Here is a 19,933-nt window from a genome sequence, read left to right as displayed (position 1 = left end):
CGCTCGGAAATCCCCGCAGAACGCATAGTCTTGATCATCGAAAGCCGGGCCGGGTGGATGGGAGCGAGCGGGTGGGCGATGCGATGGTCACGGTGCCGGAGTCGGTACGCACCGAGTTGCGGCGTGGAGTGCGCAGTGTGCTGGTCGATACCGTGGCGCTGCGGTTGGTGCGGGAGCGTTTCGATGATGAGCAGGCCGGGGCGTTGCGGCGGTATCTCGAAGCGTCACAGTCGGCGAATACCTTGCGGGCGTATCGAACCGATTGGATCGCGTGGGCCGGATGGTGTGCGGCGGAGGGGCGCCAGGCGCTGCCCGCGGATCCGCTCGATGTCGCGGTGTATCTGGCAGCGGCGGCGGATGCGCTGCGTCACGGTGACGACGGAGCGCAGCGGTGGGCGTTCAGTGCGGCCACGCTCGAGCGCAAGGCGGCGGCCATCGCGGCGGTGCACGCCGCCAACGGATTACCGTCGCCCACGCGGTCCGATGTCGTTCGACTGACCTTGCGCGGTATCCGCCGGACCCGTCGCACGCAGCCCAAACGCAAACGCCCCGTGCTGCTGCACACCCTCGAACAACTGCTCGCGGGGTTGCCGGAGTCGGGATGGCCGACCGAGCCAGCGCGTCGCCGCGACGCGCTGGCATTGCTCGTCGGATTCGCGGGCGCTTTGCGCCGCAGCGAACTTGCCGGATTGCGGATCGCCGATGTGCGAGTCGATCTCGACCACGGCACCGGTGAACCGCTACTGCTCGTGCAACTTCCGACTACCAAAACCGACCCCACCGGCATCGCCGAACAGCGCGTAGCACTTCCCCGTGGCCAGCGCCCGCACACCTGTCCGGTCTGCGCCTTCGCCGATTGGATCCAGTTGCTCGAGGTGCATCGCGCACCCGGTGATGTGCGCGCCTGGCTCGCCGACGCATCTTCGCCGCCTGCGGAGATCCACCGCTGCCACGGCTATCAGGGCACCGCCCTCGCCGAAAACGACACCCTCCCACTGTTTCCCACCATCACCCGCCACGGCGGCATCGGCACCGACGCCATGTCCGGGCGCGCCATAGCCGAACTCGTCAAACGCTATGCCGCACGCGCCGGCCTCGACCCCGACCTCTTCTCTGGACACTCACTGCGCGCGGGGTTCGCCACCCAAGCCGCCCTCGGCGGGGCCAGCGACCGCGAAATCATGCGCCAGGGCCGCTGGTCCAACCCACGCACTGTCCACAACTACATTCGCACCGCAAACCCATTGGAAGACAACGCCGTCACCAAACTCGGCCTCTAGCGCTGGTCGGGGCGGCACATGGGGTCCAGCGACGCGAAAAGTCGCGCTCAGGGGGTCGGGCCGAAGCTGTCGGTGGTCAGGACCGGTAGAAGAACGTCTCGTCGGCCAGTGGCGGCGGCCCGCAAGCATAACCTGATCAGTACGACGCATTGCCGCCGCCATGCGTCATTCGGGAGTCGCGAATCATGAGGCAGGGCTGCGGCGAAAGTCATTGATATCGCGCGAAATACCACCCGCCACAAGTTCGGCCGTACCGACGACAGGCTGAACGATTCGTCGTGTGGGGCACTGGTGACGGCGATATCCTGGTCGTGCGTGCGCGAGGACGGTCGCGTGGCAGCGTAGCCGCGGCCGCTTTCGCGTCGGGAAGCCGCATGTACGAAGTAACGGGGCGGGCATGACCAATAGCGTCGCGCGGATCCTGCGGGATGCGCTCCACGCCACTAGAAGCGCTATGGTCAACGGCGCCAAGGCTATTGAGCGAGAGTACCGTGGCAGAGCCGGGGAGCTGCGCGACGCGTCCGAACGTTTCGTATCGGGCGACCGGCGCGGTGCGGCGGAGATTCGCAGCCCCAAATTTTCTCAGCCCGACAACGAGGCGACCGGACCTATACCTCGCATTCCACATCCATCGGAAGCAGCACCCGAACGAACCGGCCTCGGGAGCCAGGTAGACGAGTTGACCACTCTCTCACCAACATTGAGTGCCGACGTACGCGAGATCCTGAGCGATGGCTGGACGATTCGTTATGACGACATCGGTGGTGGCGCCTATTCGAATCGCCAGCGCAGAGAAATCGTCTTCGACAATGGCATGCGCGACGGCGATCCGGGCCCGGTGGTCAGAGCATTGGCTCACGAGGTGGGCCACGCGCGTCGGGCAGCGTATCGGCCGAGGCCGGTGCGATACGAGGGTCAGTCGCGTGAAATGTGGGTACGTGAGAGCGTTTTCGAGCACTTGCGAGACGAGGGCGAAGCAGCGCTCGTGGAAGCACAGGTCACGCGCGAGATCGCCGAGGCAGGCGGTCCCCGGCTTCGGGTTTCCGGCAGATACGGAGCCCAGTACGAGGACATCTACGAACGGCACATGCGGGGGGAGCTGACCCGAGACGAGGCGCGGCACCAGTGCGCCCGGTGGTACGCGGATGAATCGAGAAGCGGTGAGGGACAGAACTACCGGTCCTACTACGAGGAGATTTACAACAGAGATTTCACAGAAATGGGCTTGGACGCCTTGGAGCGCAAGTACCGAAACGGTTCGGAAGGTCCGTCGTGATTCACGGTCTTGCGGCGGTGGGGCGGGTCGCAACCGGTCCGCGTCGCAGCCGAGCACCGAGGGTCACATCACCAGCCCTACTGTGGCGAGGGCCGAACGTCTTCGTGGACGGCGACGGCGGCGAGCGCTCTCGATCGTGCGGTGAATTGGAGAAACAATGTTCTGTCGCCAATCACTTCTCGGAAAGAAATCATTCCCTCCGGTGGTATGTGCGGGTTGATGTCGACGTCCTGCCGGGACAACGTGAAATACTCCCGCAATTCGGCCTCATGTACCGCGGCGGCCGCCCGGGTGGTCAACGCCAGCAGCCGAATCGACGTGGGAGAAGCGGATCGCGGCACCCGCAACGTGACTACTTTGAAGGGGCCGACCTGTGGATAACCCTCGAAATCACGCATATGAATGTTAGGGCATCCGATCTCGTGCAGCTCGACGGCACAAGCCCCCGATACCGTTTCAACATCGAAGGGTTCAGGTAGCGCGAGTATCCGGTCGGCGACTGCTCGCACTGCACCAGCATGGGACCAAGCCATCAGCGTCCTCTCGGGCTGTTCTCGGCATACCGACGCGTCGCGCCACGAGTGCGCCCACCCACACCCTGACGAAATCGCACACGGTGAGAATATCGCGATCCCACAGCCCACACGGGAAACCAACCGCCGAAGATCATGTCGGCGAGCACGCGAAAGCTGTTGCTTGGATGTGAACAGCAGGGCCTGTGGGACCGCCAATGGGCGTAGCGAGGTACGAACATTCGACCTCGACACCCCGCCGGATACCGACGCCATCGTGGCCCTGCTCGCGACCCTCGACCTGGATTGTCTGCGCGGTCGGCGCCCGACTTCGTCGCTGTCGGTGCAACCGTGCCTGGTCGATCGAGTGTGGAGCGTGCTGTTCAGCGCCGCATCCTCCGGTGGCGCATACGACCGTGGTGTGTACGGAGCCTACGGCCGTCTCGCCGCGTGGCAGTCGCTTGCCGCACTGTCCGCGCCGACGAACTCGAATCCGCCGCCACGGTTGAGCGACAAGCGATTTCCTGCGAATGGTATCGCTTCGAGGCCGATACCCGATGGTTCGAACGGGTCGCCTGGGATATCGCCTTCGTGGCCCTCGCCCCCGGGCGCACCAGTTTGTCGGTTCTCGCCGCCACCGATACCGACTGAGTCACCAAGCGGCGGACTAGGCTGGTACGGTGACGCCTTTCGCTGTGGGTCGAACGATTCTCGTGCGGGACATGATCTTTGGGCGGCCGTTTACCGAGTGGCCGCAGCGGGTGGTGGTGGATCGGGGGGACGAGTTGCGGGTGTTGTTGACGCCGGGGACCGAGGGGGTGGGGCCGGAGTTGTGGATCAGGTCCATGCGGGAAGGCGATCGGGGGGCGCGGGGGCGGTTGCTGGAAGCGTATGCCCGGCGAGAGTGGGAGATGGGGAGGTGGGTGTGGCAGCGAACCACGCGGGTCGCGATCATGTACGCCGATCGTTATTTTGCGATTGTCCCGACATGGGATGAGCACAGTAAATTCCTGTGGTGGTACGTCAATTTCCAATTGCCGTTCACACGGTCCGCCGACGGTGTCGACACCGGCGATCTGCACCTGGATCTCATTGTCGAACCGGATCTGAGCTATCGCTGGAAGGACCAGGACGAATACGCACTCGCCATTCGGCTCGGGCTGGTGCCCGAGCAGTGGCAGCATGCGATCGAGGGCGCGTGTGCAGAGGCATTGGACATGGTCGCGCGCCGCGCCGGGCCCTTCGCCGAGGATTGGCGCGCGATTCCCGGGTAGGTCAGTCCTGGATGCGTCGCCAGGGGCGTTCGGATTCGAGGGCGAAGGCGATTTCGAGCAGGGTGCGTTCGTCGCCGTGGGCGGCGGAGAATTGCATGCCGATCGGCAGACCTTCGCTGGAGGCACCCATGGGCAGTGAGATCGCGGGCGTGCCTGCGACATTGTTCAACGGGGTGAAGGCGACCCAGGAGATCAGGCGGGCGAAGAGTTCGTCGAAGGCGACGGTCGGGCTAAGGTGCCCGAGTCGCGGAGTGGTGTGAACAAGGACCGGCGAGAGAATCAGTTCGTGGTCGCGGAACATACCCGCGTAGGCGCGACGCACTTGCGACAGGCGATAGAGGATGGCCGGTGTACGCGCCATGGACTTGCGATACATCGCTGCGAGTCCATGGGTGAACGCATCCAGATCGCCCGGCTGGAACCGCGGATCGATCGCGAGTTTCCCGCCGGCCTCGATCAGGAATGCCAAAAGCCCCCAGTAGGTGGTGAAGTCGTCGACGAAGCGTTGCGAGACCGGCAAGGTGATCGGAACTACCTCATGCCCCATCTTCTCCAGCAGCGCGACGGTGTCGTCGACTACAGCGCGGGTCTGCGGGCAGGTTTCGGTACCGGTGATGGAATCGGCGATCACTCCGATCCGCAACCGCCGCCGTGCCGGTCCCTCCACCAGACCGACCGGCGGCAACTTCGGATTGCGCCAATGCCGTTCGGCCGCAGCGAAATACGTCGCGGTATCGCGCACCGATCGAGTGAGCACACCTTCGGAGACCAGATTGATCGGCATCGAACGCGCCTGTGGACCATCGACATGCCGTCCTCGGCTCGGCTTCAAGCCGACCAGACCGCAACACGCGGCCGGAATCCGAATCGAGCCGCCACCGTCATTGCCGTGCGCGATCGGCACCACACCCGCGGCCACCAGCGCCGCCGCACCACCCGATGACGCGCCCGGCGAATAATCCGTATGCCATGGATTGCGTGTCGGTTCGGCCGCGGCGAATTCGGTACTCGCGTTCAAACCGAACTCCGGTAGTCGACTCTTGCCCAACACCGACATCCCGGTACTCAGAAACTGTTTCGCATACGGCCCGTCGTTCGCGGCGGGCCGCCCGACGAACGCCGCGGTGCCGTAATTGGTCGGCAGCCCCCGCACAGCGGTGTTGTCCTTGACATACGTCGGCACACCGAACAGCGGCGCATCCGGATCACCCGCCGACAGCGCGGATTCCGCCGAAACCACAAGGGCACGCAAAGTCGGATCGACCTGCGCGGCCCGCACTCGCGCCGCCTCGGCGACCTCGGCCACGCCGACCTCCCCTCGACGTACCAGTTTCGCAATCGTCACCGCATCGTGGTCGGCGAGCGCATCGTCGCTGAAGGCATGGAATCGCATATCCGGATTCTGCGCGCCGCGATAGCGACCACGCACCGTTTTGGACAAGCGACCTGTCGACGGATGTCCCCTCCGGCGTCGGATATCGTTCGACTGCAACGTGAGCGAGGAGACCGACAATATGAATAGCTCGACCGCCGTCCCGCTATGCCTACTGGCCGCAGGGGTGCTGAGTTTCGTTCCAGCACAATCGGCTTCGGCGGACGCACTGCAGGATCAGTCCCGCACGGTCACCACCGAGGACGGCTGGCAGCTGACAGTCACCAAATCCGCGGAAAACCTCGATCGAGTTCCCGACCTCGCCGACACCGCCTTCACGCGAGAGGGCTTCGTCAGCGTGCGCGCGGCTGCCGATATCACCGGCACGGGCAGTGTATCGGTCAACTCGGGCACACTCACGCTGGGTTACCAAATCGGTTGCCAGATCGATGTTTCCAACGGCATCTCACTCGGGCTGGCGGCGTCGGTCGGGCCGAATGTCAATGTGATGGTCGCGCCGACTCCCGGCCTGAGCGTCGGTGTCGGGGCCGCGGCACTGCCCAGCGTATCGGCCACCTTCAAACCGGGCACGATCACCACCATCCCGTTCGGCACCAAAGCCCTTGCCGGACCGCATGGTTCGATCACCACCGATCAGGTGCAGATCAAGATCGATGCCTGTATGGGCCCGGTCAGCTTGCGCTCGTATGTGATCGCGACCATTTCCACCGATGCCGCCGACAATTCGGTCGCGGTGTACGGCGATCCGATCTGGTTGTGATCGCCATGTCCGTCGCATCCCGCCGGGCCGTCCTGGTTACGGCCGCAGTCTTCGCGATCGCCACGAGCGCACTCTCGACCGTCACCCACGCGGCCCCGATCGTGCCCGCCACCTGTGGCGATTCCGATGCCCCCGACTGCACCGAGCCGACCCCCGACAAGTCTCGGGTCATCGTGCCCGGGCCGGCCGCACCGCCGCTGCTCACACCGGCCGCGCCGCCTCCACCCGCGAAGCAGAGCTCGCCTGCCGCCGCGTTGACCCCACCAGCGCCGATCCCGCATCCGGGCGCGCCGATCGTGCCTGCCACGAAGTGAATTCAGTTGCGGCGTAACTCGAAAATACGGAAGGTCCGCCCGCCGGACAGCTCGCACTCCATTTCGTAGCCCGGCCAGAACTCGACCGCCAGATCCCAGGCGCGTTTGCGGTCCGTACCGGTGACCTCGTTGACGGTCACCTCGAACCGCTCACCCTCGAGCCGGACGATGGCGGTATCGGCCGCCCGCAGATTTGTCGACCACACCGGGTGCTTGGGGCTGCCCCAGTTGGAGCCCACGAGCAGCAAGTCGTCACCGCGCGGCACATACAGCAGCGATGTGGTGCGCGGGATCCCAGTTTTGCGACCGGCGACGGTGAGCTCGATCGACGGCAAACCCGCCAGATCGAGCACACCGCGGCGGCCACGACTGACCCGCCGCACAAACCGCTCCAGCCGCACCACTATCGGCGCCGTGCGCATGACCCAGCGCTTCTGCGCGATCCGGCGAGCTAGCGCGGGCAACGGATTCGACACCATAATTCGAAATCCTGACAGAAATCGCGCATCGGACCACAGCCGGGACCACACGTTGAGACCAGCCTCACCCGCGTCATCACGAAACCCGCTCCACCGTGACCGGCGGCCGAACAACGGCCACATCCGGTAGCGCACCCGTGTAGCGCTCGATCTCGACCAGCGCCAATTGTCCCGCACAGCTCTGACTCAACGTCGACGCCGGACGATCCGCAGTGAGCACATTCGGGTTGCCGTGCCGACAGAAGCTGGGATCGGCCGGATCCGGGTCGTACCAGGCACCCGTGGACAGCTGCGCGACCTGCGGCCGGACCGCGTCGTCGACGACCAGCCCGGCCAGACAGCTGCCCCGATCATTGAATATCCGCACGATATCGCCATCTCGTAGACCTCGCGCCGCAGCATCGTCGGGATGCAACCGCACAGGTTCCCGCCCAGCGATTTTCACCGATCGACTGTGTGCGCCGACATCGAGCTGGCTGTGCAGTTTCGCGCGCGGCTGATTCGCGACGAGCTGCAGCGGGAACCGCGTCGCGGCACCCAGCCATTCCTCCGGTTCCAACCACACCGGGTGACCAGGGGTATCGGCATATCCGAACCCATCGATCGTCGCGGAGAAGATCTCGATCTTGCCACTGGGCGTGGTGAGCGGACAACCGTCCGGATCCGCACGAAAATCGGCGAACAGCACCTGCTCCGGGTCGGGCACCGCAACCGTGAACGACTCACTGTTCCAGAACTGCTCGAACTTCGGCACCGTCGGATCGTCGAGCCCCGCACGCCATTGCTCGTACAGGTGCCGCAACCAGTCCTCGACGGTGCGTCCCTCGGTGAATTCCTTACCCACACCGATGTATTCGGCCAATTCCGCGAAGATCGCGTAGTCGTCACGGGATGCGCCGTGCGGCCGGGTGAGCGCCTTCATCGGGAAGAATTCGCGATCGTTCTGCCCGGAGCCGAAGTCGTCGCGTTCGATGCTCATGGTCGCTGGGAGGACGATATCGGCATGGCGCGCGGTCGCGGTCCAGAACGCATCGTGCACGACCACCGTCTGCGGCCGGGTGAACGCCGTATGCAGCCGGGCCAGATCCTGGTGGTGGTGAAAGGGATTCCCGCCGCACCAGTACACCAACTTGATATCCGGATACACCAACCGCATACCGTTGAAATCGAACGGCTCCCCCGGATTCAGCAGCATATCGGCGATTCTGGCGACCGGAATGAACGTCGAAACATCATTGCCGCCCTGCGGAAACCTCGGCACCGACTGCCCGCGCGCCGGATCACCGACATGAGCGCACGACCCGTAACTGTGCCCGAATCCGCCACCCGGCAGGCCGATCTGGCCCAGCATCGCCGCAAGCACCACCCCGAGCCACAGCGGTTGCGCACCGTGCTCGGCACGCTGCAACGACCAGCTCACATTGAGCATGGTGCGCGCGCCGGCCATCTCGCGCGCCAGCGACCGGATCCGCTCGGCCGACACCCCGGTGATCGCTTCCGCCCACGCGGGATCCTTGACAACGCCATCGGATTCGCCGCGCACATAGCCGATGAACCGCTCGTACCCGACGGTGTAGCGATCCAGAAACTCCTTGTCCGCCAACCCATCCGCATCCAACACCTGTGCCAGTGCCAGCATCAGCGCCGTATCGCTACCGGGGCGCGGGGCGATCCACTCGGCCGCGGCCTCCACTGGAATGTCATCGCGCAGTGGGCTGATCGATACGAATCGGCACCCGCGTGCCCGGGCGGCCGCGATCCAGGTCCTGGTGTTGTGCCGCGACACACCACCGGGCGACACCGCGGAGTTCTTCGGCGACAGCCCACCGAAGGCCACCACCAGCTGCGTGTGCTCGACGAGCACGCTCTTCGCGGTCGCGTGCCCCTCGAACAACCCCATCGAGCCGATCACGTGCGGCAACAGCACCTGCGAGGTTCCCAGACTGTAGCTGTGCACACTACGGACATAACCGCCGAGACAGTTCAGAAACCGATGCACCTGACTCTGCGCGTGATGAAATCGCCCCGCACTCGACCATCCGTACGACCCGCCGTACACCGCCTCCGCGCCGTAATCGCCGTACACCCGATTCAGTTCACCAGACACCAACTCCACTGCGGTTTCCCACGACACCGGAACAAACGGCTCATCACCGCGCCCCGGCGCACCCGGCCCGCGCTCCAACCATCCCTGTCGCACATACGGCTGATCGATCCGTGTCGGATGATGTTGTGCCGAGGCCACATTCTCGATCAGCGCCGTCGGCTCCGGATCCCCGCGCCACGGACGCACCGCGGTCAACCGCTGCCCATCACTCTCGGCTTCGAACACTCCCCAGTGCGTCAGATGCGCGGCCATCACCCCACGGTAGCCCGGCCCACCGACAGGTTCACTTGTTCAGCAACGCCGCGCTGGTCCGCGGCTTATGCTCGCCCGGCGATCTCAGATACAGACGCTGAAGCTGAGGAAAGGACCCAGCGGGACGTTCAAGCAGAAAGCGACCGAACCGAACGCAGGTGTAACCGGCTCCGCCGATGCCGCTGGGGCGGCGAGAGCGCCAACAGATACGGTGATGGCGATCGCGGCGATCGCCGTGGCAATTCTGGTGGTCATTAGAATGTTTCCTGACTGATCGACGATGATGATGCCCCCGACCAGAAATTGTTACTTCTCCGATCATCCGCTGATCCCCTACCAGGCACAAGACCGCGCATCGACTCGTCGAGAATGCGTCGGCGCGGTGTCCCGACTGCCACCCGATCCGAAGTGCGGTCGGGGTGCACGCCGACCGCACATCAACCGGACTCAGGATTCGGATTCGATCGGCAGGCCTGCTTCGGTCCAGTCCTGGATACCCGCGCGGTAGGCACGGACATTCGTATAACCGAGGGCGCGCAATTTGACGGCGACGACCTCACTGTTGCGGCAGGCGCTGTTGGAGCAGTAGGTCACGATGGGTGCGTGCTGGTCCGGAAGCAACCGCGCGGCTCGGGATTCCACATCAGCTTCGACCAGGGTGAGAGCGCCCGGCAGATGCGCCTTCTCGTAGTAGCCCGCACCGAGGGTATCCAAGACCGTCACCGTACCTGCCTCGATCGCGGCGGCTAGCTCGTCACGGGCGATGACTGTGCTCATGAGATTTCCTTCCTGACGACGCACAATTTATGTGCGTGCACACGCTATTATATGCGTGCGGGTGCACGCAAGTGGTTAGAATCGGGCCGTGACGCAATCGGAGAAGCATCGACATGCCGCCAGCAACGCATGGTCGGCACTACTGCGAGTACACGCACAGCTGGTCCCGCATTTGGATGCCGAGCTGCGCCGCAACTTCGGACTCCCGCTCGCGTGGTACGACGTACTACTCGAACTCGACGGCGTCGAACCGCTGCGCATGACCGATCTGGGCGAACGTGTCGTGCTCAGTCGCACTCGAGTCAGCAGGCTCGTCACCGAGATGGCAGCCGCGGGTCTGGTCGCGCGCGAATCCAATCCCGACGACGGCAGGTCCGCATTCGTCGCCATTACCGATGCCGGTCGCGAGCGTCTGCACGCGGCCGCGCCCGGCTACCACGCGGGCATCGAGCGATGCTTCGCCGACAAGCTCGACCCAGACGAATTGCACACGCTCGCCAGGACTCTCAACAAGATCCTGGGTCCGACCGACCTCACGATCACGCCCCAGCGGAGTTCATAGCCCGCAAGTCTGCACCGGCTGCCAGTCGGCACGATTCGAACACTTCGGCAGTCGATGCAATCCGCGTCACATCTGCGCACGCCGCGGCATCATTTCTGAAACACTAACACTTCATACCGGTCTGTACCTTTGATTACAGGCACATCGAGCGTGCACCCCCGGAAAGGATGCAGCCCCTTGGCGATCAGCGCGGCAAAGCAAGCAGCACACCAATTTTCCCGCTGGCAAGGAGCTCGCTGATGTTCACGCGCTGGGGGAATTTCGTCTATCGGTTGCGCTTCGCCGTACTCGCGGTCTTAGTGGGCGCACTCCTTGCACTCGGTGCATACGGCTTCGGACTCGAGGACCACCTCAGCTCCGGCGGTATGGACGATCCCACTTCCGAATCCGCACAGGCCGCACGCCTCGCCGACGCCGCCTTCGGACGCAATCACGACTTCGACGTCGTCGTGCTCTACACCGCACCCGACGGAAAGACCGTCGACGATCCGGAATTCAGCCAGCCGATCATCGACAATCTCAACAGCCTGCCGCACAATTACCCAGACGAGATCACCGGCATCAACGCGTCCTACTGGCGCGTCGACGGCGCGAAGATCAGCGGCGCGAAGGCGGCCACCGAGGACAAGAAGCGCGCCGTGGCAGCAATCGCCATCGCGGGCGATAACGACACCGACTCCGTGCGCAACTTCCGGAAAGTCAAGAACGTCTTCGCGATACCCGGCATCGATGTACAGGTCAGCGGCCTGCAAGCAGTGGCAGGCACCCTCAACGACACCATGGCCGACGATGTGCACCGCATGGAAGTCCTGGCCATCCCCGCCGTCGCGGTACTGCTGTTCTTCATCTTCGGCGGCCTCGTCGCGGCAGCGCTGCCGCTGCTCGTCGGCGGACTCACGGTTATCGGCGCATCCGGCATCATCATGTTCCTGACCCGCTTCACCGAGGTGAATTCGTTTGTCTCCTCGGTACTATCGATGATCGGCCTGGGCCTGGCCATCGACTACGGCCTGTTCATCGTGAGCCGGTTCCGCGAGGAACTCGCCACAGGCTACGACACCCGCACCGCGGTACGCCGAACCGTCGTCACCGCGGGACGCACCGTCGTGTTCTCCGCGACCATGATCATCGCGAGCCTCGGCAGCATGCTGCTGTTCCCCCAGGGCTTCCTCAAATCCATGGCCTACGGCGCCATCGCGACCGTACTACTGGCCGCCTTCACCGCCATCACCATCCTGCCCGCCAGCCTGGCCGTCCTCGGTCCACGCGTGGATATGTTGGGGTTCAAACGGTTCCGAAGAAGCAAGACCGCCCAAGAAATCGAGGACGGTTTCTGGGGCAAGACCACCCGCTGGGTGATGCAGCGACCACTCACCGTCGCGATCCCACTGGTCATCGTGCTCTTCCTGCTGATCCTCCCGGTCAAGAATCTCATCTTCGGCGGCTTCAGCGAGCGATATCTGCCACCGGACAACCCGACTCGCGTCGCACAAGAACAGATCGACACCTTCTTCCCGCAACGCCGAACCGATCCCATCGAACTGGTCTTCGTCGCCGAAAACAGCGCGCCGGTCGGCGCCGCATGGCGCGCAGCCGGACACGCACCCGGGCTGGCCAGTCAGTTCGAGATGCCGTCCAAATCCTTGACCCAGGACAACATCTACCGCTCCAAGGCAACACTGGTGAACCCCAACGAAGGCGGGGAAACCATCGAATACCTGCGCAAGATGGAACTTCCCGACGGCGTCAGCATGTACGTCGGCGGCATTCCGGCCATGCAGAAGGACAGCATCGACGCACTCCTCTACCGCATCCCGGTCATGATCGCCCTGGTCCTGTTCGTAACCACGCTGCTGATGTTCCTCAGCTTCGGCTCGCTGGTGCTGCCGATCAAGGCCGCACTGATGAGCGCGCTCGGCCTCGGCTCCACCCTCGGCATCCTGACCTGGATCTTCGTCGACGGCCGCGCCGCAGGACTATTGAACTTCACCCCGCAGCCGATCCAGTCGAATGTGCTTGTGCTGATCATCGCGATCATCTACGGCCTCTCCACCGACTACGAAGTCTTCCTGCTCTCCCGCATGGTCGAGGCCAGAGCCAAGGGCGCGAGCACCAGCGAAGCGGTGCGCACCGGCACCGCGCACACCGGCCGCATCATCACCGCCGCCGCACTGATCCTCCTGGTCGTGACCGGCGCATTCGCCTTCTCCGATCTGGTGATGATGCAATACATCGCCTACGGCATGATCGCCGCATTGTTCATCGACGCGACTGTGCTGCGCATGCTGCTGGTACCGGCGGTCATGAAATTGCTCGGCGACGACTGCTGGTGGGCACCGGCATGGATGAAGCGTGTCCAGGAGAAAATCGGACTCGGCGAACCTATTCTGGACGATGAACGCCCGGGCACCGAGGATATGCGCGACCCGATCGAGACCACACCGATCACGCCGCGGCTCACCACCATTACCACTGGACGGTCGGACGATTCGTAGTCGCCCCCACCAAAGGGAACGCCGCGCACCGCCTCGGGAGGTACGCTCACCGCCGGAAAGCCCGCGGACCCGATCGCCGAACCGGCGACCTGGTCAACCACCGGCCAACTGGACCGAAGGACGACCGCGATGTGCAGCTACCGTCTCGATGCCGAATATGCCGATCCGACACCGTTGAAGGTGCGGATCGACACCCACGAGCGCTATTCGGAGCGTCCCGACGACCCCGCCGCCAATGTGCTGACCGCGCTGGAACTCACCGGCACCGAACATCTAGCCGATATCGGCTGCGGCGACGCCCGATTCCTCGCCCACCTCGCCGGCAATGGTCACCAGGGTGCGCTGGTCGGCATCGACACCTCCCCCGCGATGGTCGCCGCCGCCAATGCTGTACCCGGGGTGCGCGGCGTATTCGGCAGTGCGGACCGGATCCCGTTCGACGACAACAGCTTCGATGCGCTCACCGCGCGGCATATGCTTTACCACCTCGCCGATCCGGTCGCCGCGCTCAGGGAATTCCGGCGCACGACCAAGCCCGGCGGGACGGTTGCCGTGGTCGTCAATCACCCCGGGACCTACCCATACACCACCGAACTCGTGGCCGCGCATGCCGCGACCTACGGCCTCGGCGTAGGCGATGCGGTGACCGTCGACTCCGATACCTTGCCGGAGCTGATGTCCGAAGTTTTCGGCGAGGTGCGGATCCAGCGATCGGATAATGCGCTCGTCTTCGATACCCCGGATCCGCTGGTGCGCTTCGCCGAGGCGCTGTTCACATTCTACGGCGTCACGCCGAATCATCCGCGGCGGCAAGCGATTCTGAACGATCTGCGCGAGGACATCGCGGATTGGTTCACCCACCATCCGGGATGCACATGGCGCGATCCCAAGGGGTACATCGTCGCCACGGCCGTGGTCGATCACCAGGGCAGCGCGCCTTCGGCGTCAACGTAACTTCCGGTGGGTCCATCGAGACCGATCTGCGCCATGCGCACGATGATCTCCGCGCCCTCCTCGACCGTCTGAGTACCAGTGTTCCCGTTGAGATCGGTCTTGGTGAAACCGGGCTCGACCGCATTGATCCGGACATTCGGGAACGCCTTCGCGTACTGCACCGTGAGCATGTTGACCACGGTCTTCGATGCCGGATAAGCGATGCCCGGATAGGCGTATGCCGGAGTGCCCGGGGTCGAGACCCTTGTCAGTGAAGCCAGACCGCTGCTGACATTGACCACGACCGGCGCGGCGGAACGCTGCAGCAGCGGGAGGAAGGCGTGCAGGACACGCACCGTACCGAAGACGTTCGTGTCGAAGGTCTTTCGCATTACGTGTGCCGTGAGGTCCGCAGCGCCGATGACATCGCTGCGGTCGGTCATCTCCGCCTGGATACCGGCATTATTGATCAGCACATCCAGACCGCCGTGGGCCTCGATGGTCTGCACCGCGGCCGCGACGGAAGCATCGTCGGTGATATCGAGTTGGACTGCCCGCCCGCCCAACTCCGCGGCGGCGCGGTGACCGCGTTCGGCGTCCCGACTGCCGAGGTAGACGGTGTGGCCCGCGGCAATGAGTTGGCGGGCGGTCTCGAAGCCGAGACCTTTGTTCGCTCCGGTGATCAATATTGCTGCCATGTGACCCACGCTAGGTTTTAGAGCGCGCTCGAAGTCAAGCGGCAACCCGACCTTCCGGAACTCGCTGAGTTCCAGTAGCACGCTCGACTCATCAACCAGGAGCTCGATGTCCCTGTAGCGCAATGAGTCCCGCCACCCTCCCTTCGAGGCGGGGCGTGTGTGCTGGGTGTTGCGCTTTCTTTGGTAGGTGAGTTGTACATGGTTTGAGGGATGAAAGGTTACATAAATAGATACGCATATCTACCTACCTACATGTAATTCTAATGGATGCCTGATCTCCTTCACCTCGGAGCGGCCCGTCATCACCACCTCGAACCTCGACATGAGCTCTGCGAACCCCCCTGTGCCCCAGTTTGTTTCCGCGCTCCCCTGCCCGGCACACCACAACCGCACAACCCCCACTCCCCTGGCGCAAGACCTCGCGCTCCGGATGCCACCGGGTCCAATCGACAACCGCATCCTCCCCGATAGAAGACGACCGACCAGTTACTCTCGTCGCGTGGTCCCGCCCGACCCGCATGCGCCGGAGGTCCACGAGCGCCCGTCACCTTCCAGGAAGCAGGAGTTCGATGCGATCCCTGACCAGCCGCCGAATCTTCATCACACTGGCGGCCAGCACCGCCGTTATGGCAGGCGGTCCGACGCCGGCGATGGCACAGCCCGCGCCGCCCGCACAGGTACAGCCGCTCGGCTCGAACTTTCTCTGGGGTGTGGCCGCATCGGGTTATCAGTCCGAAGGCTATGCGCCGGATAGCAATTGGTCCCGGTACGTGGCCGCGAGCAAGACGGATGACCCATATCTCGAGTCCGTGGACTTCTACCATCACTACCGGTCGGATATCGATCTGGCCGCGCAGTTGGGCGTAAAGGTCTACCGGATCGGGATCGAGTGGGCGCGTGTGCAGCCGCGACCGGGCGAATGGGATGAGGCCGGACTTCGCTTCTACGACAATGTGATCGCCGCGATCACGGCGGCCGGAATGCGCCCCATGCTCACCATCGATCACTGGGTGTATCCGGGCTGGGAGGTCGACCGCGGCGGCTGGTCGAATTCGAATATCGTCGAGGACTGGCTCGCCAATGCGCGCTCCGTCGTCGATCGATATGCCGCGGCGGACCCACTGTGGGTCACATTCAATGAGCCCACCGCCTACATCATGAACGAGACCTCGCACGGCGGCCTGTCCCCCGCCGCCATACCGGTGATGAAGGACCGAATCACCCAGGCACACAACGCCATCTACGATTACATCCACTCCGTGCAGCCCGACGCCATGGTCACAAGCAATGTCGCCTACATTCCGGCTGGTGAGGATGCGGTGAACGGCTCGTTCATCAATGCGATAGCCGCGAAACTCGACTTCATCGGCATCGATTACTACTACGGGGCCTCCCCCGACAGTGTTACGAAGCTGAGCTTCAACCAGCTCTGGAACAATCCCTTGGAACCAGAGGGCATTTATTATGCCCTGCAGCACTATTCACGCAAGTTCCCGGGCCGCCCGCTCTACATCGTCGAGAACGGCATGCCCACCGAAAACAACATGCCTCGAGCCGACGGCTACACCCGCGCCGACGACCTTCGCGATACCGTCTACTGGCTGCAGCGCGCCAAGTCCGACGGCATGAACCTCATCGGCTACAACTACTGGAGCCTCACCGACAACTACGAATGGGGTTCCTACACACCACGTTTCGGCCTCTACACGGTTGACGTCCGCACCGACCCCACGCTGACACGCAAGCCCACCGACGCCGTACCCGCCTACACCGCCATCACCCACCAGGGCGGCGTCACCCCCGACTACCGCCCGACCCGAGCACCCAAACCCTGCTCCTTCGTCGATGCCGCCGCCAGCTGCGCCGACCCGGTCACTGTCCCTCACTAGCCGGAGTGCAGGCGACCGGATTCGGCGGCTGGAAAGCTGAACTCGCCGAATCGGTATCTCGGATGATCGCCGAGGCCAGCCGGGCGTATCGGACGGCGAGTTCATCCGAAGTTAGCGGGCGGTCGTTGGCCAGCCACCAAGTGACGGTCTGCAGGAACATGCCGCCGAGGATCGTTGCGACCAGATCGTCGGCCGCGGGCAGGTGTGCCGCTGTCATCATGGTGACCGAGTCCTGGATTCGGGCGGCGAACCATGGGCTGCCCTTCTTGCCGAGCAGGGCGCGGTACAGGCGATCGTATTGCGCGACGTGTTCGAAGAACCGTGCCATACGCGCCAGCCGCTGCGCGTCCGAGTCACCCACTCCGTCGCCCAAGGCCTCCCGTGCCTCGTCGAAGATCTGCTCGACGAGGTGGTACTTGTGTTGCGATAGAAGGCGGCGCGGCTGACCATCGCGCGTTCCGCGATCTGCCCGACGGTAACCCGCCGTTCGCGCCGATCGTGTCGCTGCTGATCGAGCTGGACAAACGCACCGGCTTCCTGGACTTTTCACCCACGCCACCGGCAAGCAGACCCGCAGCTCTGAGCTGAAACTCAACCTCATCGCGGTCCTGCTGGCCAATGCGACCAACCTCGGGCTGGCCAGCATGGCCGACGCGTGCGGCATCTCCTACGACATTCTGCGCTGGACCGAGGAATGGTATGTGCGGGAGGAGACGCTGCATGCGGCGAACTTGGCGATGATCGACTACCACCAAAGCCTGCCGCTCACCGCGACTTTCGGTGCCGGCGCGCTGTCCTCCAGTGACGGGCAACGGTTCCCGACCCGCGGCAAATCGACCACCGCCCGCACGGTTCCGCACTTCTTCGCCGAGCAGGGCCTGTCGACCTATACCCATGTCACCGATCAGCACACCACCTACGGCACCAAGGTGATCGTCACGACCCGGCGCGAAGCCCATTATGTGCTGGACGAGATCCTGGGCAACGCCACCGATCTGCCGATCACCGAGCACGCGACAGACACCCACGGGGTGACCCTGGTCAACTTTGCGCTGTTCGACCTGCTCGGTATGCAGCTCTCGCCCCGTATCCGGGATCTGGGCAAGATCACCCTCTACCGGCAGGGGGCGCGGGCCGAGATCGAGTCGCGGTTCCCGTGCGCCGGGCCGCTGCTGACCCGCAAACTGAACTTGGACCTGATCGGTGAGCACTACGACGATTTGCTTCGGCTGACTGGGTCGCTGAAGTTCGGGCACGCGACCGCGTCGCTGCTGGTCGGGAAGCTGTCGGCGTCGAGTCGGCAGAACGCCCTGGCGGCGGCGTTGAAAAAGTATGGGGCGCTTCGCCGTACGATCTATGCTGCCCGATATTTGTCGGATCCGGACTATCGGCACAAGATCGCCCGGCAGCCGAACAGGGGCGAGTCGGTCCACGCGCTCAAACGCGGCCTGCTTTATGCCCATGAGGGCATGATCCGGTCGTGGCATCTGGAGGATCAGGCCGAACAAATGTGGTGCCCGACCCTTGCCACGAATGCGGTAATCGCCTGGACCACAGAGTATTTCGGTCTCACGGTCGAGCAGATGCGGCGTGAGGGCCGCCGGGTCGATGACGAGGTGCTGGCCCACGTGTCCCCGGCCCACAGGGAGAACATCAATTTCTTCGGTGCGATCGAGGTCGACGCCGAACTCGCCCAACTCGGCCCGACGGGGTATCGGCCCCTACGTATGCGCGACACACTGTTCTGATATCTGACGTCACGGTCCTGCTCGACATCCAGCTGTGGCCGTTACGAACCGCGCTATGCGGCAATTGCGTGTCCCCGTCCGATGCCTGGGGGCTAGCGCTGAGTTTGGTCGAGCGGGGTTCTCAAGGGTTGTGAGTTCACCGTGGTCCTCTGCGGGCGCGGCGCCGTCGTTGCAGGCCGGGGTGTATTCCGGCGGGGAGTTCCGCATGTGCGGCGATGCGATGCAGGAGCGGGAGGAGCAGGGTTCGCTCGGTCGCGTCGAGTGGTTCGAGGATTTCCGATTCCAGTGCATCGGCCTCGGATTGGACCGCCTCGAGCACATCGCGCGCGTGATCGGTGAGGTGGACCGCGTGTGCGCGACGGTCGTCCGGATGCGGGCGCCGGGTCACCAGTGCGCGCTCCTGTAGCTCGTCGACCAGTCCGACCATCGCGTTGCGGTGAACACGCAGCAGATCCGCGAGTTCTTGCTGGCTGCGCCCATCCGCGGCTGCGAGGTGGCCCAGGACCGCGAAGTGCGCCGGATCCACATCCAATCGCGCCAGCTGCTCGGTGAACCGGGACGCCACGTGATGACCGATCTGCGACAACAGGAATACCCCACGCGAGTCCAGCGGCCGGTTCACCATGACCCCACACTAGCAACTCAACGTTATTGCCATCTAACTATATTGACATTTAACAATATTGTCTCTTACGGTGACAATATGACGTTTTCTACCGAACCGGCCGTTCCTGCCACCCCGGCCGTTCCTGCCACCGACGCCCCGGTCACAGTCATCAACACGATGTCCGTACCCGCGGCGCAGCGGGACCTGTTCCTGCAGCGCTGGCGCGATAGTGCCCAGTACATGGCGGCCGCGTCCGGCTTTCGCCGAACCCGGATGTTCCAGTTGGCCGGTGAGGCGGCCGAGGTGGTGTTCGTCAACGTCGGGGACTGGGACAGCGGCACCGCCCTGCGCAACGCCCTCGGCACTCCGGAATGGCGTGAGTTGACTCTGCGGATCCAGGACGGCCTCGACCTCACCGCGCGACCGATGATCTACCACCTCACCCTCGAATTAGCACCCGGCGACGTGCTGTCCCAGTGACCGCCCATCGGTAACGCGAAGTTTCATGGCCCGGCCGACTCGCACGAGACCGCAGTCGGCCGGCCCCGTATACCTCGGCGGGGCCGGATGCCTTGTC

At 64.1% G+C, this 19,933-nt stretch carries 19 protein-coding genes and 2 pseudogenes; 13 read left to right on the top strand and 8 right to left on the bottom strand.

Annotated elements, in window-relative coordinates:
* Window positions 1-71: 71 nt before the first annotated feature.
* Together AB0J47_RS16295 and AB0J47_RS16290 are read left to right on the top strand one after the other, a co-directional pair.
* Window positions 72-1,280 (top strand): site-specific integrase, encoded by a 1,209-nt coding sequence (locus AB0J47_RS16295; protein WP_364346047.1) that lies wholly within the window; start codon window positions 72-74, stop codon window positions 1,278-1,280.
* A gap of 397 nt (window positions 1,281-1,677) precedes the next feature.
* The gene (locus AB0J47_RS16290; RefSeq protein ID WP_364346045.1) at window positions 1,678-2,556 is read left to right on the top strand and encodes a hypothetical protein; all 879 of its coding nucleotides are present in this window, start codon (window positions 1,678-1,680) and stop codon (window positions 2,554-2,556) included.
* 77 nt (window positions 2,557-2,633) lie between these two features.
* On the opposite strand, the gene AB0J47_RS16285 is transcribed toward AB0J47_RS16290, so the two are convergent.
* Complete coding sequence (locus AB0J47_RS16285; RefSeq protein ID WP_364346043.1) at window positions 2,634-3,065, bottom strand: hypothetical protein; 432 nt, start codon at window positions 3,063-3,065, stop codon at window positions 2,634-2,636.
* On the opposite strand from AB0J47_RS16285, the pseudogene AB0J47_RS16280 reads away from it, so the two are divergent.
* The 3 genes and pseudogenes from AB0J47_RS16280 to AB0J47_RS16270 all read left to right on the top strand — a co-directional run.
* Window positions 2,959-3,486, top strand: a pseudogene (locus AB0J47_RS16280) (DUF6183 family protein); the annotation flags it as partial. The gene AB0J47_RS16285 and the pseudogene AB0J47_RS16280 sit on opposite strands and share 107 nt — an antisense overlap.
* Window positions 3,487-3,518: 32 nt before the next feature.
* Window positions 3,519-3,719, top strand: a complete 201-nt coding sequence (locus AB0J47_RS16275; RefSeq protein ID WP_364346041.1) for a DUF6183 family protein — start codon at window positions 3,519-3,521, stop codon at window positions 3,717-3,719.
* Between the two features lie 71 nt (window positions 3,720-3,790).
* A complete protein-coding gene (locus AB0J47_RS16270; protein WP_364346039.1) occupies window positions 3,791-4,342 on the top strand; it encodes a DUF402 domain-containing protein in 552 nt (183 codons plus the stop codon).
* A 1-nt stretch (window position 4,343) separates the two neighbouring features.
* Here AB0J47_RS16270 and AB0J47_RS16265 read toward each other — a convergent pair whose 3' ends face one another.
* The gene (locus AB0J47_RS16265; RefSeq protein WP_364346037.1) at window positions 4,344-5,735 is read right to left on the bottom strand and encodes an amidase; all 1,392 of its coding nucleotides are present in this window, start codon (window positions 5,733-5,735) and stop codon (window positions 4,344-4,346) included.
* Window positions 5,736-5,856: 121 nt separating this feature from the next.
* Between AB0J47_RS16265 and AB0J47_RS16260 the strand changes: the two genes are divergently transcribed.
* Together AB0J47_RS16260 and AB0J47_RS16255 are read left to right on the top strand one after the other, a co-directional pair.
* The gene (locus AB0J47_RS16260) at window positions 5,857-6,495 is read left to right on the top strand and encodes an MspA family porin (protein ID WP_364346035.1); all 639 of its coding nucleotides are present in this window, start codon (window positions 5,857-5,859) and stop codon (window positions 6,493-6,495) included.
* A gap of 5 nt (window positions 6,496-6,500) precedes the next feature.
* Entirely contained in the window at window positions 6,501-6,809 is a 309-nt protein-coding gene (locus AB0J47_RS16255) for a hypothetical protein (protein ID WP_364346033.1), read from the top strand.
* Window positions 6,810-6,811: 2 nt separating this feature from the next.
* On the opposite strand, the gene AB0J47_RS16250 is transcribed toward AB0J47_RS16255, so the two are convergent.
* The 3 genes from AB0J47_RS16250 to AB0J47_RS16240 form a co-directional block, all read right to left on the bottom strand.
* Window positions 6,812-7,288 carry a nitroreductase family deazaflavin-dependent oxidoreductase gene (locus AB0J47_RS16250; protein WP_364346031.1) on the bottom strand — a complete coding sequence of 159 codons (477 nt, stop codon included), beginning with the start codon at window positions 7,286-7,288 and terminating at the stop codon, window positions 6,812-6,814.
* 76 nt (window positions 7,289-7,364) lie between these two features.
* Window positions 7,365-9,647, bottom strand: coding sequence for a molybdopterin guanine dinucleotide-containing S/N-oxide reductase (locus AB0J47_RS16245; protein WP_364346029.1), 2,283 nt, complete (start codon window positions 9,645-9,647; stop codon window positions 7,365-7,367).
* Window positions 9,648-10,094: 447 nt separating this feature from the next.
* Window positions 10,095-10,424 (bottom strand): rhodanese-like domain-containing protein, encoded by a 330-nt coding sequence (locus tag AB0J47_RS16240; RefSeq protein WP_364346027.1) that lies wholly within the window; start codon window positions 10,422-10,424, stop codon window positions 10,095-10,097.
* 88 nt (window positions 10,425-10,512) lie between these two features.
* On the opposite strand from AB0J47_RS16240, the gene AB0J47_RS16235 reads away from it, so the two are divergent.
* The 3 genes from AB0J47_RS16235 to AB0J47_RS16225 all read left to right on the top strand — a co-directional run bounded on the left by AB0J47_RS16235 (window position 10,513) and on the right by AB0J47_RS16225 (window position 14,435).
* Window positions 10,513-10,986, top strand: a complete 474-nt coding sequence (locus tag AB0J47_RS16235) for a MarR family winged helix-turn-helix transcriptional regulator (protein WP_364346025.1) — start codon at window positions 10,513-10,515, stop codon at window positions 10,984-10,986.
* Between the two features lie 239 nt (window positions 10,987-11,225).
* On the top strand, window positions 11,226-13,481 hold the full coding sequence (locus AB0J47_RS16230; protein ID WP_364346023.1) for an MMPL family transporter: 2,256 nt from the start codon (window positions 11,226-11,228) through the stop codon (window positions 13,479-13,481).
* A 129-nt stretch (window positions 13,482-13,610) separates the two neighbouring features.
* On the top strand, window positions 13,611-14,435 hold the full coding sequence (locus tag AB0J47_RS16225) for a class I SAM-dependent methyltransferase (protein ID WP_364346021.1): 825 nt from the start codon (window positions 13,611-13,613) through the stop codon (window positions 14,433-14,435).
* On the opposite strand, the gene AB0J47_RS16220 is transcribed toward AB0J47_RS16225, so the two are convergent.
* On the bottom strand, window positions 14,402-15,112 hold the full coding sequence (locus AB0J47_RS16220) for an SDR family NAD(P)-dependent oxidoreductase (protein WP_364346019.1): 711 nt from the start codon (window positions 15,110-15,112) through the stop codon (window positions 14,402-14,404). The genes AB0J47_RS16225 and AB0J47_RS16220 overlap by 34 nt on opposite strands.
* Window positions 15,113-15,738: 626 nt before the next feature.
* Between AB0J47_RS16220 and AB0J47_RS16215 the strand changes: the two genes are divergently transcribed.
* Entirely contained in the window at window positions 15,739-17,001 is a 1,263-nt protein-coding gene (locus tag AB0J47_RS16215) for a family 1 glycosylhydrolase (RefSeq protein ID WP_364346103.1), read from the top strand.
* Here the strand turns inward: AB0J47_RS16215 and AB0J47_RS16210 are convergent.
* On the bottom strand, window positions 16,985-17,362 hold the full coding sequence (locus tag AB0J47_RS16210; protein ID WP_364346017.1) for a TetR-like C-terminal domain-containing protein: 378 nt from the start codon (window positions 17,360-17,362) through the stop codon (window positions 16,985-16,987). The genes AB0J47_RS16215 and AB0J47_RS16210 overlap by 17 nt on opposite strands.
* A 122-nt stretch (window positions 17,363-17,484) precedes the next feature.
* Here AB0J47_RS16210 and AB0J47_RS16205 point away from each other — a divergent pair.
* Window positions 17,485-18,749, top strand: a pseudogene (locus AB0J47_RS16205) (transposase); the annotation flags it as partial.
* 136 nt (window positions 18,750-18,885) lie between these two features.
* On the opposite strand, the gene AB0J47_RS16200 reads toward AB0J47_RS16205, so the two are convergent.
* Window positions 18,886-19,374 carry a MarR family transcriptional regulator gene (locus tag AB0J47_RS16200; RefSeq protein WP_364346015.1) on the bottom strand — a complete coding sequence of 163 codons (489 nt, stop codon included), beginning with the start codon at window positions 19,372-19,374 and terminating at the stop codon, window positions 18,886-18,888.
* A 78-nt stretch (window positions 19,375-19,452) separates the two neighbouring features.
* Here AB0J47_RS16200 and AB0J47_RS16195 point away from each other — a divergent pair, with 78 nt between their 5' ends.
* Window positions 19,453-19,836, top strand: a complete 384-nt coding sequence (locus AB0J47_RS16195) for an antibiotic biosynthesis monooxygenase family protein (protein ID WP_364346013.1) — start codon at window positions 19,453-19,455, stop codon at window positions 19,834-19,836.
* The last annotated feature ends 97 nt before the right edge of the window (window positions 19,837-19,933 follow it).

This window comes from Nocardia sp. NPDC049737, from assembly GCF_040674755.1.
In the GTDB taxonomy this organism is placed as follows: domain Bacteria; phylum Actinomycetota; class Actinomycetes; order Mycobacteriales; family Mycobacteriaceae; genus Nocardia.
The sequence above is the reverse complement of the archived record's forward strand: the minus strand, read 5'-3'. Positions and strand labels throughout refer to the sequence as shown.